Origin of the sequence: Variovorax glacialis, from assembly GCF_051216375.1 — a bacterium.
Taxonomy (GTDB): domain Bacteria; phylum Pseudomonadota; class Gammaproteobacteria; order Burkholderiales; family Burkholderiaceae_C; genus Variovorax.
Window position 1 is genome coordinate 779,246 of sequence record NZ_JBPJZT010000002.1, and the last position, 13,044, is coordinate 792,289.

The following is a 13,044-nucleotide window of genomic DNA, read 5'->3' on the forward strand; positions in this document are numbered from 1 at the left end:
TCATGAAAAACATGGACTCGACCACCACCCGCGCGATCGTCGACGCACTCACCAAGGCCATTGTGGAACACCGGTTGCAACCGGGGAGCAAGCTGGCCGAACAGAAGCTGGCGGATCATTTCGGCGTGTCGCGCACGCTGGTCCGACAGGCGCTGTTCCAGCTCTCACAGAACAAGCTGATCCGTCTGGAGCCAGCGCGCGGGGCCTTTGTCGCGGCGCCGGCCGTCGACGAAGCGAAGCAGGTGTTCGCGGTGCGCCGCATGCTCGAGGCCGAGATGACGCGCGCCTTCGTACGCAGCGTGACGCCCGCCAAGATCAAGGCCCTCAAGGAGCACGTGGCGCTGGAGAAAGCCGCTGTCTCCGGCGAAGACATTTCCGGTCGCACCGAACTGCTCGGCGACTTCCATGTGCGCATGGCCGAACTCATGGGCAACGCCGTGCTGGCGCAGATCCTCGGCGAGCTGATTTCCCGCTGCGCGCTCATCACGCTGATGTACCAGAGCGCAACGGCCGCCGAGCACTCCAACGACGAGCACGCCGACATCGTGAAGGCGCTGGCCGCCAAGGACGAGGAGCGCGCCGTGCGCCTCATGACCGAGCACCTCGAGCACGTCGAGGCCAACCTCACCTTCGACCGCAAGGTCCCGACCCACGACATCTCTCTGGCATTGGCATGAACAACACCGTTTCACCAAGGCGCCTAGCTGCCGGCGCACAAGTTGGTTCTCCGCGACTGCACCAAGCGCGCCCCTTCGCAGGCTGCGGCGGAACCGGCTTCGCCGGGCCGCAACGCAGCGCCCGCGGCCAGGGGTGGGCGCCCGACACGCAGTGCGGGCAACCTGGGGGCGAGCAGTGACCTACGACACCACCCTGCCCTACCCGCGCGACCTCGTCGGCTACGGCCGCAATCCGCCCCATGCGCAATGGCCCGGCCGAGCACGCATCGCCGTGCAGTTCGTGCTGAACTACGAGGAAGGCGGCGAGAACTGCGTGCTGCACGGCGACGCCGGCTCCGAGCAGTTTCTTTCCGAGATGTTCAACCCGGCGAGCTTCCCCGACCGGCACACCAGCATGGAGGGGATCTACGAATACGGCTCACGCGCCGGCGTCTGGCGCATCCTGCGCGAGTTCGAGAAGCGCAGCCTGCCGCTGACGGTGTTCGGCGTCGGCATGGCGCTGGAGCGCTATCCCGAACTGGCCGTCGCCTTCAAGGAACTGGGCCACGAGATCGCCTGCCACGGCTGGCGCTGGATCCACTACCAGGGCGTCGACGAGGCCACCGAGCGCGAGCACATGCGCCTCGGCATGGAAGCCATCAAGACGCTCACCGGCGAACGTGCGCTCGGCTGGTACACCGGCCGCGACAGCCCGCGCACGCGCCGGCTCGTGGCCGACTACGGCGGCTTCGAGTACGACAGCGACTACTACGGCGACGACCTGCCCTTCTGGATGAAGGTGCGCAAGACGGACGGCGAAGTCGTGTCGCAACTGATCGTGCCCTACACGCTCGACTGCAACGACATGCGCTTCGCGCTGCCGCAAGGCTATTCGCATGCGGACCCCTTCTTCCAATACATGAAGGACACCTTCGATGCGCTCTACGCCGAAGGCGACGAAGCGCCGAAGATGATGAGCATCGGCATGCACTGCCGCCTGCTGGGGCGGCCGGGGCGCATCACGGCATTGCAGCGTTTTCTCGATCACATCGCCGCGCACGACCGCGTCTGGGTCTGCCGCCGGCTCGACATCGCAAGACATTGGAAAGCGACGCACCCTGGATGACAAGTTCACCCCCAGCCTCGCCCACTTCGTGTGGCTCGGACACTTCCTCTCCGGGGGCAATCCCTGCGGACCGGCGGAGCCGGATCCGCGGGATTCCTGGGCTGGCCTGGCGGGCAACGCAACATTGGAGACAACTGATATGACCCTGACCATCGACCAACTCAATGCCGCCTCGGCCGACGAAGCCGTCGCGCTGCTCGACGGGGTGTACGAACACTCGCCGTGGATCGCGAAGCGTGCGCTGGCGGAGCGCCCGTTCCGTTCGTTGCCCCATCTGAAGCACGCCCTGGTCAAGGTGGTGACCGGCGCATCGACGGACGAGCAGCTGGGCCTGATCCGCGCCCACCCCGAGCTCGCGGGCAAGGCGATGGTGAGCAAGAACCTCACGGCCGAGTCGACCAACGAGCAGAACAAGGCGGGCCTCACCGACTGCACGCCCGAGGAGTTCGCGAAGATCCAGCAGCTCAACGCCGACTACAACGCCAAGTTCGGCTTCCCGTTCATCCTGGCCGTCCGCGGACCGCGCGGCACGGGCCTGGCCAAGCGCGAGATCATCGAGACCTTCGAGCGCCGGCTGCACCATCATCCCGCCTTCGAACTCGGCGAGGCGCTGCGCAACATTCACCGCATCGCGGAGATTCGCCTGGACGACAAGTTCAGTGCCGAGCCGACGCTCGGCAACCACGTCTGGGACTGGCAGGAAAAGCTGGCGGTCCACACCGACCCGGGCTATGCGGAAAAGGGCCAGCTCACCGTCACCTACCTCACCGACGCGCATCGCGCCTGCGCGCAGCAGATTGCGCAGGACATGCGCGAAGCCGGCTTCGATTCGGTGGGCATCGACGCAGTCGGCAACGTGGTCGGTCGCTACGAAGGCGCGGCGCCCGGTGCGAAGACGCTGCTGACCGGCTCGCACTACGACACCGTGCGCAACGGGGGCAAGTACGACGGGCGCCTGGGCATCTTCGTGCCGATGGCCTGCGTGCGTGAACTCAAGGCCCGGAACCGCCGCCTGCCCTACGCCTTCGAGGTCGTGGGCTTTGCCGAGGAGGAAGGCCAGCGCTACAAGGCGACCTTCCTCGGCTCGGGAGCGCTGATCGGGCACTTCGATCCCCAGTGGCTCGACCAGAAGGACGCCGACGGCATCACCATGCGCGAGGCGCGGCAGCACGCGGGCCTGAAGGACGAGGACATTCCCAAGGTGCAACGCGATCCATCGAAGTACCTCGGCTTCGTCGAAGTGCACATCGAACAGGGCCCGGTACTGACCGAGCTGGACCTTCCCCTTGGCATCGTCACGTCGATCAACGGCAGCGTGCGCTATGTGGGCGAAGTGATCGGCATGGCGAGCCACGCCGGCACCACGCCGATGGATCGCCGCCGCGATGCCGCCGCCGCCGTCGCCGAGCTCATTCTTTTCGCCGAGAAACGCGCAGCGAAGGACGGCGATTCGGTCGCGACCGTCGGCATGCTCGAAGTGCCGAACGGCTCCATCAACGTGGTGCCGGGCCGCTGCAAGTTCAGCCTGGACCTTCGCGCGCCCAACAACGCGCAGCGCGATGCAATGGCCACCGACGTGGTCGGTGCGCTCAAGGAAATCTGCGAGCGGCGCGGTGTCCGCTACACGCTGGAAGAGACGATGCGCGCGGCGGCCGCCCCGAGCGCGCCCGATTGGCAGCAGCGCTGGGAGAAGGCCGTCGACACCCTCGGCGTGCCGCTCTTCCGCATGCCCAGCGGCGCGGGCCACGATGCGATGAAGCTGCACGAAGTCATGCCGCAGGCGATGCTCTTCGTACGCGGCATCAATTCGGGCATCAGCCACAACCCGCTCGAATCGAGCACCAACGACGACATGCAGCTGGCGGTGCAAGCCTTCCAGCTGCTCCTCGACAACCTCGCCACCGAGCAAGCCCACTGATCATGAACAACTACGCCCAACTCGACGCCTGGATCGACGCTCACTTCGACGAGGAAGTGCGCTTCCTGCAGGAAATGGTCCGCGTACCGACCGACACGCCGCCCGGCAACAACGCGCCGCACGCCGAGCGCACGGCCGAACTGCTCCAGACCTTCGGATTCGAAGCCGAGAAGCATCCCGTGCCAGCGCAGGAGGTGAAGGACTACGGTCTCGAATCCATCACCAACCTGATCGTGCGGCGCAAGTACGGCAGCGGCGGCCGGACAGTGGCGCTCAATGCGCACGGCGACGTGGTGCCCCCCGGCGAAGGATGGGCGCACGACCCGTACGGCGGCGAGATCGACAACGGCAGCCTCTACGGCCGCGCCGCCGCGGTGAGCAAGAGCGACTTCGCGAGCTTCACCTTTGCACTGCGCGCGCTCGAAGCCGTGGTGAAGCCGACCCAGGGCAGCGTCGAACTGCACTTCACCTATGACGAGGAATTCGGCGGGATCCTCGGGCCGGGCTGGCTGCTCAAGCAGGGCCTCACGAAGCCCGACCTGATGATCGCTGCAGGCTTCAGCTACGAAGTGGTGACCGCGCACAACGGCTGCCTGCAGATGGAAGTCACCGTGCACGGCAAGATGGCGCACGCGGCCATTCCGACCACGGGCATCGATGCGCTGCAGGGCGCCGTGCACATCCTCAATGCGCTGTATGCGCAGAACGCGCTCTACCAGCAGGTCACGTCCAGGGTCGAGGGCATCACCCATCCCTACCTCAACGTGGGCCGGATCGAGGGCGGCACCAACACCAACGTCGTCCCGGGCAAGGTGATCTTCAAGCTGGACCGCCGCATGATTCCGGAAGAAAACCCGGTCGAGGTCGAAGCCAATATCCGCAAGGTGATCGCGGACGCTGCCGCGCAGATGCCCGGCATCACGGTCGAGATCAAGCGCATGCTGCTCGCCAACTCGATGAAGCCGCTGGCCGGCAACAAGCCGCTCGTCGATGCGATCCAGAAGCATGGCCAGGAGATCTTTGGCGAGCCGATCAAGGCCATGGGAACGCCGCTCTACACCGACGTGCGCCTCTACGGCGAGGCTGGGATTCCCGGCGTGATCTATGGCGCGGGACCGCGCACGGTGCTGGAATCGCACGCCAAGCGCAATGACGAGCGCGTGGTGCTCGAAGACCTGCGGCGGGCGACCAAGGTCATTGCCCGGACCTTGAGCGATCTGATCGCCTGAGGATTCGGCCGGCCGCTGGCGGCCGGCCGCGATGCCTATGCCGTGCGCTGGCCGTTCGGCATCAGGTAGCCGTTGCGATAGACGCCGATGACGAGGCCGCGGACCACGTCGTTCGGCCGGGCCGTCACGTACTTGCCCGGACCCGCCTGATAGACAACGATAGTGCAGGACGCGCTCTTGCTGAGCGTACGGGCCACACCGGTCGCCTGGTTGGCTGTCTGATAGGTGTTCATGCTTGTCCCCCTGGGGCAGACTGGATGGGCGTCCGGATGAATTCGGGTACGGGTGCTTCAGGAACGGGCGACCGACAGCAGACCGTCGATCGCGTGAACGACGCCTTCCTGCGCGTCCTTGGTCGGCGTCCCTTCGGTGAGCAGCTTGCGGATGAGGCTCAGCGTGTTGAGCAGCTCCGCCTCCATGTCCGTGAGCAGCGGAATCACCTCGAACTCCGGGTATTTGCCGCGCGCCCCCATGGGCCGTCCGGGTCCTGACAAGTCGACGTCGTAGCCTTCGCGGATTGCCTCAATCTGGGTCTTCATATGCGTCGAAGAATTTTCTGGGAATCGTCCTTGCCGGATTCTGGCCGATTGCCGCCGGACCCGGGTGGGAAACGGGCAGCTCAATTGAGGCCCATCAGTTCGGACAGCCGCCTGCCCATCGCCTGAATCCGCTTCTGTTTGTCGTGGGAACGATGGCTCGCCACCAGTTCGAGCGCCTGGGCCACTGACTCGGCACCCGTGTCGCCGCCCGAAGTGCGGTGGCGCCACTCGTTCGCCAGTTCGGACAATTGGGCGCTGTTCAGACGCGGCGGGGGAGCGTTGCTGTCCCGCGACGCCGGTGCCTCATCGACGACTTGGAGCGTGGACCGGAGAAGGCCCACCAGGCCCGACGGCGTCCACTGCGGCTTGGAAAGGTTCTGGGGTTCCATGTAATACATTGTGCCTAGCTGCGAGCGGAGTAACAAGATATTTCATTCACTTTCTTCTTACTTTTGCTTTTTCGCGACCCTCAGGGCGTCGACTGCCTGAGGGCCGAGAAAGGCCGGGGCAGTTTCAGTCCGTGGCTCGGGGTCGGCGCCTGCGGCTTCGCGCCACGCTGGGACGCGCTGGCCGCCACGCCACAGCCCGCCGGCTCGCCCACGCCGCCCAGCAGGGCGGGCGCCAGCAACGACAGGCCGCCCGTCGCCGCCGCGACGCCATAGTTGGCGGCCTGCCGCACGGTGCCCTTCGGGTCGATGCTCAGCTCGGGCCTTTCAAGCGGGCCCTTCACCAGCATGAGCTGGACCAAGGTGGCCGGATTGAGGTCCAGCCCCTTTTTCACTCTCGGCCGGAACGCCAGTTCGACCGTCTGTTTCGCGAGATTCAGATCTCCGCTGGCCGTGACGGAGAGTTGAGAGGTCTCCATCGCGATCGAGCGGTCGATCATTGCCACGCCATTGCGCAGGGGCAGGCGGGCCACGGCACACTGCACGACCAATTCCTGGCGGGGGCCCTGCTTCGGTACCAGCATGTCGAGCACTCGGGCGACGATGTCCTGATCGAGCGCGGCCGCCCGCCCCGCGAGTGAAACGTCGCGCATCACCAGTTGCACATCACCTGTCGATGACGCGGCGAGGCTTCGCGGCGTACGCCCCGTCATCGCGAGCTTCAGGTCCAGGTTCGCGTGACCGCTCTTGAAGTGCCTGCCCCCTCCCCATTGCGCATCGAGCGATTCGACGGACAGTGACCTGGCCGTCATCTGCACTTCAGTGTGCGGCGGCGCGCTCCGGGGGTTCGAAACGACCATCCGGCCGCGCACCTCGCCGCCCGCGACCGAGAACGCAAGGGGCTCGACTGTCAGGCGGCCTTCTTCGGACATCCAGCGCAGGCTGAGGCCGGACAGGGGCGGCATGCCGGGTACGTTCAGGCGCTCGGCCTTCAGGGCGATCTGAATGGGGAGCGCCGGCAATGCATCGAAGGGCAGTGCGGCATCTCCGAAGAACTGGGCCCGCTGCGCCGAGGCCGGCGGCTTCGGCGCGCCCGTTCCAAGTTGCCACTTGGCGAGATCGAGGGCGGTCGCGGAGAGATCTGCATCGAGGCGCGATGTCGGCGCGGTACGCAAGCTGACTCGGCCCGTCAGCACCTCGCCGTTCAGCGATGCCTGCATCGACTCGACACGCCATTCGCCCGGCGAGCGCAGCAGCGTCCCACTCGCCTCGATGGGCATCGGCAGCCGCGCCATCGCCGGAGAGAGGTGCGCCAGCGCTTCCGCGGTGTCGAGATGCGCCGATACCTTCGCTTCCAGCAGCCCCGCACGTGCAGCCGTGCCGATGTTGCCGGAAGCCGCGATGCTGGCGCCGTCGGTGGTCAGGCGGATGTCGAACGGCCATTGGCCGGTGCCGGCCTGGAGGTCGCCCAGGTGGCCGATCTCGCCCCCGGCTTCCCATTGCCTGGGCCCGAATCGAAATGTCACGCTCAGGTGCTCGAGGTCGTCGCTTTGCGGTTCGATGTCGAGGGCGTCGACGGTGACCGTGCCCAGCACCCCTCTTCGTCCGTCGCGGTAGGTGATGCGGGCGTTCTTGATGGACAGCTCCTCGACTGCGATCCGCTGCGCACCCTTCCCGCCCGCTTGCGGGTGCGGCGCGAGATGCCAGTTGAAGCGGTTGTCGCCATCGGATTCGAGGAGGACGTCCGCATCTTCCATGTCGATGCTGAGAACGCGGATCCGACCGTCGAGCAGTTCGCGCAGCGAAACCTCGAAGGCGGCGTTGCGGAGGCGGATCATGTCCGGCTGGGAGCCCCAGTCGGCGTTGCCAAGAATGACATCACCGGCCCGCACAGAGATGGTCGGCAGCAGGTGGATCGACAGGCCGCCTTCGATCCGGAAAGCGCGCCCAGTGGTGGCGGTGACCTGTTCGGAAAGCAACGCAGCGAGGCGTTCTGGCGGGTAGGCCCTCCGCAACGCGACCAGGGCCGCCGCGAGCAGCAACAGGATGACGGCCAGGCCGATGACCGCGACGCGCCACCACCGGCGGCGCGTGCCAACCCCTGGGCTTGCAACTTCGCCGGCCTGTTCCACGCTTGCCATCATCGCGGCATTGTCGTCCGGGGCGCGGGGAGTCGAGACGAAGCTGTCAGCCCACAAGGTCGCCTCGCACACACGACCTGATCCTCACCGGCGAAGCGCGCAAAAGCCCTTCGGGGGCTTTTGTCGTTTTGGGCGTCTGATTCCGGGTTTTCCGCGATATGGCGGCTCGACTGATGTGTATACAGTTTGGCGTACACAACGGTAGACGGTTGCTGCACTGCACCATCCGCTCCATCATCCATCTCTTCTTCATGCCGACCCAGGAGATCACGCAATGACGGCTGCCTCGCCTCCCATCCATCCGGTCGACCAGCGCCTGCCCGCAGGCAAGCTCACCGCCCTTGGCCTGCAGCATGTGCTCGTGATGTACGCCGGTGCGGTCGCCGTGCCGCTCATCGTCGGCCGCGCGCTCAAGCTGAGTCCGCAGGAGGTCGCCCTCCTGATCTCGGCCGACCTGTTCTGCTGCGGCGTGGCCACGCTCATCCAGGCGCTCGGCGCCACGCAATGGTTCGGCATCAAGCTGCCGGTGATGATGGGCGTGACCTTCGCCTCCGTCGCGCCGATGGTCGCGATCGCCAACGCCAATCCGGGACAGGCCGGCGCGCAACTGCTATTCGGCGCGATCATCGGGGCCGGCGTCATCTCGATACTGATCGCGCCGATGGTGTCGCGCATGCTGCGCTTCTTCCCGCCGGTGGTCACCGGAACCATCATCGCGGTGATCGGCATCAGCCTGATGCGCGTGGGCATCAACTGGATCTTCGGCAATCCGGTCGGCCCTACCGCGCCGGCGCTGGTCGATCCGGTCTACGCCAAGTGGCTGGCCGACGTGACTTCGCCCGGGTCGTCCGTCCCGCCGCTGCCCAGGGGGCTTTCGATCGTCCCATCGGTGCCGAATCCCAAGTACGCGGACCTCGGCGGGCTCGGCATCGCCGCACTGGTGCTGGTGTCGATCCTGATGATCGTCAAGTACGCCAAGGGCTTCGTCGCGAACATCTCGGTGTTGCTGGGCATCGTGATCGGCGCCGTCGTCGCGACGCTGTTCGGCTTCATGACCTTCGAGAAGGTCGGCAAGGCCGCCTGGTTCGACGTGGTGCTGCCCTTCCACTTCGGCATGCCGCAGTTCGACCCGATCCTGATCCTCACGATGTCGCTGATCATGATCGTGGTGATGATCGAGTCGACCGGCATGTTCCTCGCGCTCGGCGAGATGACTGATCGCAAGATCACGCAGCAGGACCTGGCCCGCGGCCTGCGCACCGACGGCCTCGGCACGCTGATCGGCGGCGTGTTCAACACCTTCCCCTACACCAGCTTCTCGCAGAACGTGGGGCTGGTGGCCGTCACGGGCATCAAGAGCCGCTTCGTGTGCGTGGCCGGGGGCGTCATCCTGATCGTGCTCGGCCTGCTGCCGAAGATGGCGGCGCTGGTCGAATCGTTGCCGACCGTGGTGCTTGGAGGCGCGGGCCTCGTCATGTTCGGCATGGTCGCGGCAACCGGCATCCGGATCCTCTCCGGCGTGGACTTCAAGGGCAACCGCCACAACGCGATGATCGTGGCGGTGTCGATCGGCATCGGCATGATTCCGCTGATCGCACCCAACTTCAAGCAATGGATGCCGCACTCGATCCACTCGCTGGTGGAATCGGGGATCCTGCTGGCGTCGATCAGCGCGGTGCTGCTGAACCTGTTCCTCAACGGGGCGAAGCACGACGAGACGGCGATCATCGCTGCGGCCAAGCAAGCCGAAGCGCATTAAGTGTTGCTCGCCCCCAGGCTTGCTCACTTCGTGTAGCCGCCTACCCCCTGCCGGGGGCAACACCTGCGGCCCGGCGGAGCCGGTTCCGCGGTGTTCCTGGGCTCGCCCCCAGGCTTGCTCACTTCGTGTGCCGCCTACCCCCTACCGGGGGCAACACCCGCGGCCCGGCTGAGCCGGTTCCGCGGTGTTTCGCGTAGGGGCCTGACTTTGCCGGCCGGTTAGATCATTGCCAAGGGCCTTTTTGCGACTCGGGGGCGGGTGAAGGCGGTCGATTTCTGCGAGGTCGCTTGCGCTTGGCTTCAGGTCGGCGGCTGCGAGGTTTTCGTGCAGATGTGTCTCGCGGACGGCTTTGGGTATTGCGATTACGCCCGGCTGGGACAGCACCCGCGCGAGTGCGACTTGCGCTGCGGTGACGCCCAGGCGCTGCGCGATCTTCGACAGGGCCGCATCGCTGGCCAGTGCGCCCTGGTCGATGGGGCTGTAGGCCATCAGCGGGATTCCTCTTTCGCGGAGCCAGGGGAGCAGGCTGAATTCCGGGCCGCGTTCGGCGACGGAGTAGTAGACCTGGTTGGCTGCGCAGTCGGCGATGTCGCCGCAGGCGCCGACAAGCTCTTCCATGTCGTCGGTGTCGAAGTTGCTGACGCCCCAGTGCCGGATGCGGCCCTGCGCGACCAAGGCGCGGAGGGCTTCGCCGGTTTCGGCCAAGGGGTGTTCGCCGCGCCAATGCAACAGGTAGAGGTCGACGTGGTCGAGGCCGAGGCGTGCGAGGCTTCGCGCGCATGCCGCGGGTGTGCCCTTGCGGCTTGCGTTGTGGGGGTAGACCTTGCTGACGATGAAGAGGTCTTCGCGGCGGACGTCACCGGCGCGCAGGGCATCGGCCACGGCTTCGCCGACCACTTCTTCGGCGCCGCCTTCGCCGTACATCTCGGCGGTGTCGATGAGGCGGTAGCCCATTTCGATGGCGGCGCGAACCGCGGCGACTTCGGCCTTGCGACGCCCGGCGACTTCGCCGATGCGCCAGGTCCCGAGGCCGAGCGCGGGGATCGACGAGCCGCCTGGAAGATCGAGATAGCGCATCTTCGCCTCCTTGTGAGCGCAGGCCGCAACGCCTGCAGGAGGCCGATGCTAACGGTGCCGATCAGCGATAGCCGGTCTCGTTCGGGTTGTGGATGATCCAGATCAGGTTGCCGCCGGACACGTTGCCCAGGCTGCCGCCGGCGAAGATGAGGCGGCCCTGGCCTTTGTAGGTCATTTCCAGGCGATGGCGGTCGCCGCCGAAGTAGAACGGAATCCAGGCCTTGCCCGTCATGTACGCGCCGCTGTCGGTGGGCTCGCCCGCGAGATCGATCACCTGTTTCCAGGACATGCCGATCTGCAACTGCGTGAACTTCGAGTTCCTGGCCGGATTGCCGGTGATTTCGCCTTCGTAGTTGTTGATGCCCTTGACGGTGCGGCCGCTGCCGGATTCGATCAGGGTCGAGTCGATCACGTTGCCCTGGGCATCCATGCCCGGCTTCACGCCACCTTTGGCAGTGGCGGGGGCGGCTGCCGGAGCCGCTGCAGGCGCTGCTGCTGCCGCCGGTGCCGGTGCCGGTGCGGGCGCCGCAGCAGCGACGACCGGTGCGCTGGTTTCGACGACCGCAGCCACGCAGCGGTCGAGTTCGATGACGGATCGATTCGTCTTCGGCGTGAACGTGTAGCTCGTGATCCTGGCCGTGGACTCTCCGCCCTTGAAGCCGGGCCCCACCGACTTGCAGCGGAAGTACGTGTCGTCATCCGCCTGGACTTCATAGAGTCCCGCGGGAAGACCGGCGGTCTTGGACTTGCTCAGGTTCAACGCGACGGTCTTGCCGACGAGCGCCTTCCTGGCCTTGGTGGCGCCATCGCTCACCGTCTGGGTGATTTCCGCGTAGGTCATTCCGGCGGCGCTCTTGCGGGTGCTGGCGTCGGGGGTCGGCGCGACGGGCGCAGCCGCAACAGGAGCAGGCGCTGCCGGTGCTGCTTCAGGCGCGCGTTGCGCGGCGCATCCGGCCAGCAGGACGGTGATGGCGGCCGCGGCGATGGCTGTCGAAGAAATCCTCAAAGTCACGTGTGAAACTCCTTGTTACAGAGCTTCCATTATTCATGATGGAGGCTTCGCCACCCGCACACCCGACCCCTCATGAAGCTCCCAACAATCCTGCTGACCGTCGCGCTCGTCTCCGCAAGCCATGGCGCTTTTGCGCAGCCCGGGCCTGGAGGAACCTGTCGCGCCAAGCACGAGGCCATCAGTCGCGATATCGACGAAGCCAAGGCGCAGGGGCAGACGCAGCGCTTGCGCGGACTGCAACGTGCGCTGAAGGAAGTCGACACCAACTGCAGCGATGCGAAGCTTCAGGCAGAGCACCAGAAACGCGTCGACCGCCAGGAAAAGAAGGTCGCCTTGCGAGAGCGCGAACTCAAGGAAGCGCAACAGCAGGGCAACCCCGAGAAGATCGCGCGCCGCCAAGGCAAACTCGCGCAGGAGCAGGCGGAGCTCCAGCGCCTCAAGGAAGCCCGCCTCAACTGAGCGCCCCAACCGGAGCCGACATGCAGAAGGTCTCGATTCCAATCAACGACGCGCTGAGCGTCTCGGGCATCGTGCAGGCGCCGAGCGATCCGGTGGCCTGCTACGTATTCGCGCACGGAGCCGGCGCGGGCATGGAACATTCGTTCATGGCCGCCGTGGCGGATGGCCTCGCCGAACGCCGCATCGCAACGCTGCGCTATCAGTTCCCCTACATGGAACTCGGCAAGAAGCGCACGGATACGCCGCCGGTGGCACACGCCGCTGTGCGCGCGGCCGTGGCGCACGCGGCGCAGACCTTCGGGTCGCTGCGGCTCGTGGCCGGCGGCAAGTCCTTCGGCGCACGCATGACCTCGCAGGCACAGGCGATCGAGCCGCTGCCCGGGGTCGAAGGACTCGTGTTTATCGGATTTCCATTGCACCCGGCCGACGCGCCGGCGGTCTCCCGCGCGGAACATCTGTCCAAAGTCCTGATACCGATGCTCTTCGTCCAGGGCACGCAGGACAAGCTGGCGGAGCCGGGGCACCTGCGCCCGTTCATCGACGCGCTGGGCGCGCGAGCCACGTTGATGACCATCGAGCACGCGGACCATTCATTCCACGTGCTCAAGCGCACGGGTCGCAACGACGACGAGGTGCTGAAGGAAATACTCGACGGCGTCGCCCAATGGGTGGCCGCGCTCTGACTCCTTCATCGCTGCCGCCCGCCGCGTGCAGGGATTGCCGCTTCGCCGCTAGACTCCAC

General features: G+C 66.3%; 13 protein-coding genes. 7 read left to right on the top strand and 6 right to left on the bottom strand.

All coding sequences use genetic code 11. From position 1 onward, the window contains the following. Positions 1–2: 2 nt before the first annotated feature. The 4 genes from ACSFBL_RS08090 to ACSFBL_RS08105 all read left to right on the top strand — a co-directional run bounded on the left by ACSFBL_RS08090 (position 3) and on the right by ACSFBL_RS08105 (position 4,929). Entirely contained in the window at positions 3–677 is a 675-nt protein-coding gene (locus ACSFBL_RS08090; protein WP_435515220.1) for a GntR family transcriptional regulator, read from the top strand. A 175-nt stretch (positions 678–852) separates the two neighbouring features. Further along, complete coding sequence (puuE, locus tag ACSFBL_RS08095; RefSeq protein ID WP_435515221.1) at positions 853–1,782, top strand: allantoinase PuuE; 930 nt, start codon at positions 853–855, stop codon at positions 1,780–1,782. A 139-nt stretch (positions 1,783–1,921) separates the two neighbouring features. Beyond that, positions 1,922–3,700: a 2-oxo-4-hydroxy-4-carboxy-5-ureidoimidazoline decarboxylase gene (uraD, locus tag ACSFBL_RS08100; protein WP_435515222.1), complete on the top strand. Its 1,779-nt coding sequence runs from the start codon at positions 1,922–1,924 to the stop codon at positions 3,698–3,700. A gap of 2 nt (positions 3,701–3,702) precedes the next feature. Continuing rightward, positions 3,703–4,929 (top strand): M20 family metallopeptidase, encoded by a 1,227-nt coding sequence (locus ACSFBL_RS08105; protein ID WP_435515223.1) that lies wholly within the window; start codon positions 3,703–3,705, stop codon positions 4,927–4,929. A 35-nt stretch (positions 4,930–4,964) separates the two neighbouring features. Here the strand turns inward: ACSFBL_RS08105 and ACSFBL_RS08110 are convergent, their stop codons facing one another. The 4 genes from ACSFBL_RS08110 to ACSFBL_RS08125 form a co-directional block, all read right to left on the bottom strand. Continuing rightward, positions 4,965–5,162: a hypothetical protein gene (locus tag ACSFBL_RS08110; RefSeq protein WP_435515224.1), complete on the bottom strand. Its 198-nt coding sequence runs from the start codon at positions 5,160–5,162 to the stop codon at positions 4,965–4,967. Positions 5,163–5,219: 57 nt separating this feature from the next. Beyond that, positions 5,220–5,468 (bottom strand): hypothetical protein, encoded by a 249-nt coding sequence (locus ACSFBL_RS08115; RefSeq protein WP_435515225.1) that lies wholly within the window; start codon positions 5,466–5,468, stop codon positions 5,220–5,222. An 80-nt stretch (positions 5,469–5,548) separates the two neighbouring features. After that, positions 5,549–5,857: a hypothetical protein gene (locus ACSFBL_RS08120; protein ID WP_435515226.1), complete on the bottom strand. Its 309-nt coding sequence runs from the start codon at positions 5,855–5,857 to the stop codon at positions 5,549–5,551. A gap of 80 nt (positions 5,858–5,937) precedes the next feature. Continuing rightward, entirely contained in the window at positions 5,938–7,998 is a 2,061-nt protein-coding gene (locus ACSFBL_RS08125; protein ID WP_435515227.1) for an AsmA family protein, read from the bottom strand. 271 nt (positions 7,999–8,269) lie between these two features. Between ACSFBL_RS08125 and ACSFBL_RS08130 the strand changes: the two genes are divergently transcribed. Further along, a complete protein-coding gene (locus tag ACSFBL_RS08130; RefSeq protein ID WP_435515228.1) occupies positions 8,270–9,754 on the top strand; it encodes a nucleobase:cation symporter-2 family protein in 1,485 nt (494 codons plus the stop codon). A 141-nt stretch (positions 9,755–9,895) separates the two neighbouring features. On the opposite strand, the gene ACSFBL_RS08135 is transcribed toward ACSFBL_RS08130, so the two are convergent. Both ACSFBL_RS08135 and ACSFBL_RS08140 read right to left on the bottom strand, forming a co-directional pair. Then, on the bottom strand, positions 9,896–10,831 hold the full coding sequence (locus tag ACSFBL_RS08135) for an aldo/keto reductase (protein ID WP_435515229.1): 936 nt from the start codon (positions 10,829–10,831) through the stop codon (positions 9,896–9,898). Between the two features lie 61 nt (positions 10,832–10,892). Further along, the gene (locus ACSFBL_RS08140) at positions 10,893–11,843 is read right to left on the bottom strand and encodes a hypothetical protein (protein WP_435515230.1); all 951 of its coding nucleotides are present in this window, start codon (positions 11,841–11,843) and stop codon (positions 10,893–10,895) included. A gap of 72 nt (positions 11,844–11,915) precedes the next feature. Here ACSFBL_RS08140 and ACSFBL_RS08145 point away from each other — a divergent pair, with 72 nt between their 5' ends. Both ACSFBL_RS08145 and ACSFBL_RS08150 read left to right on the top strand, forming a co-directional pair. After that, positions 11,916–12,302: a DUF1090 domain-containing protein gene (locus tag ACSFBL_RS08145; RefSeq protein ID WP_435515231.1), complete on the top strand. Its 387-nt coding sequence runs from the start codon at positions 11,916–11,918 to the stop codon at positions 12,300–12,302. Between the two features lie 20 nt (positions 12,303–12,322). Further along, complete coding sequence (locus tag ACSFBL_RS08150; protein ID WP_435515232.1) at positions 12,323–12,985, top strand: alpha/beta hydrolase family protein; 663 nt, start codon at positions 12,323–12,325, stop codon at positions 12,983–12,985. Positions 12,986–13,044: the final 59 nt, after the last annotated feature.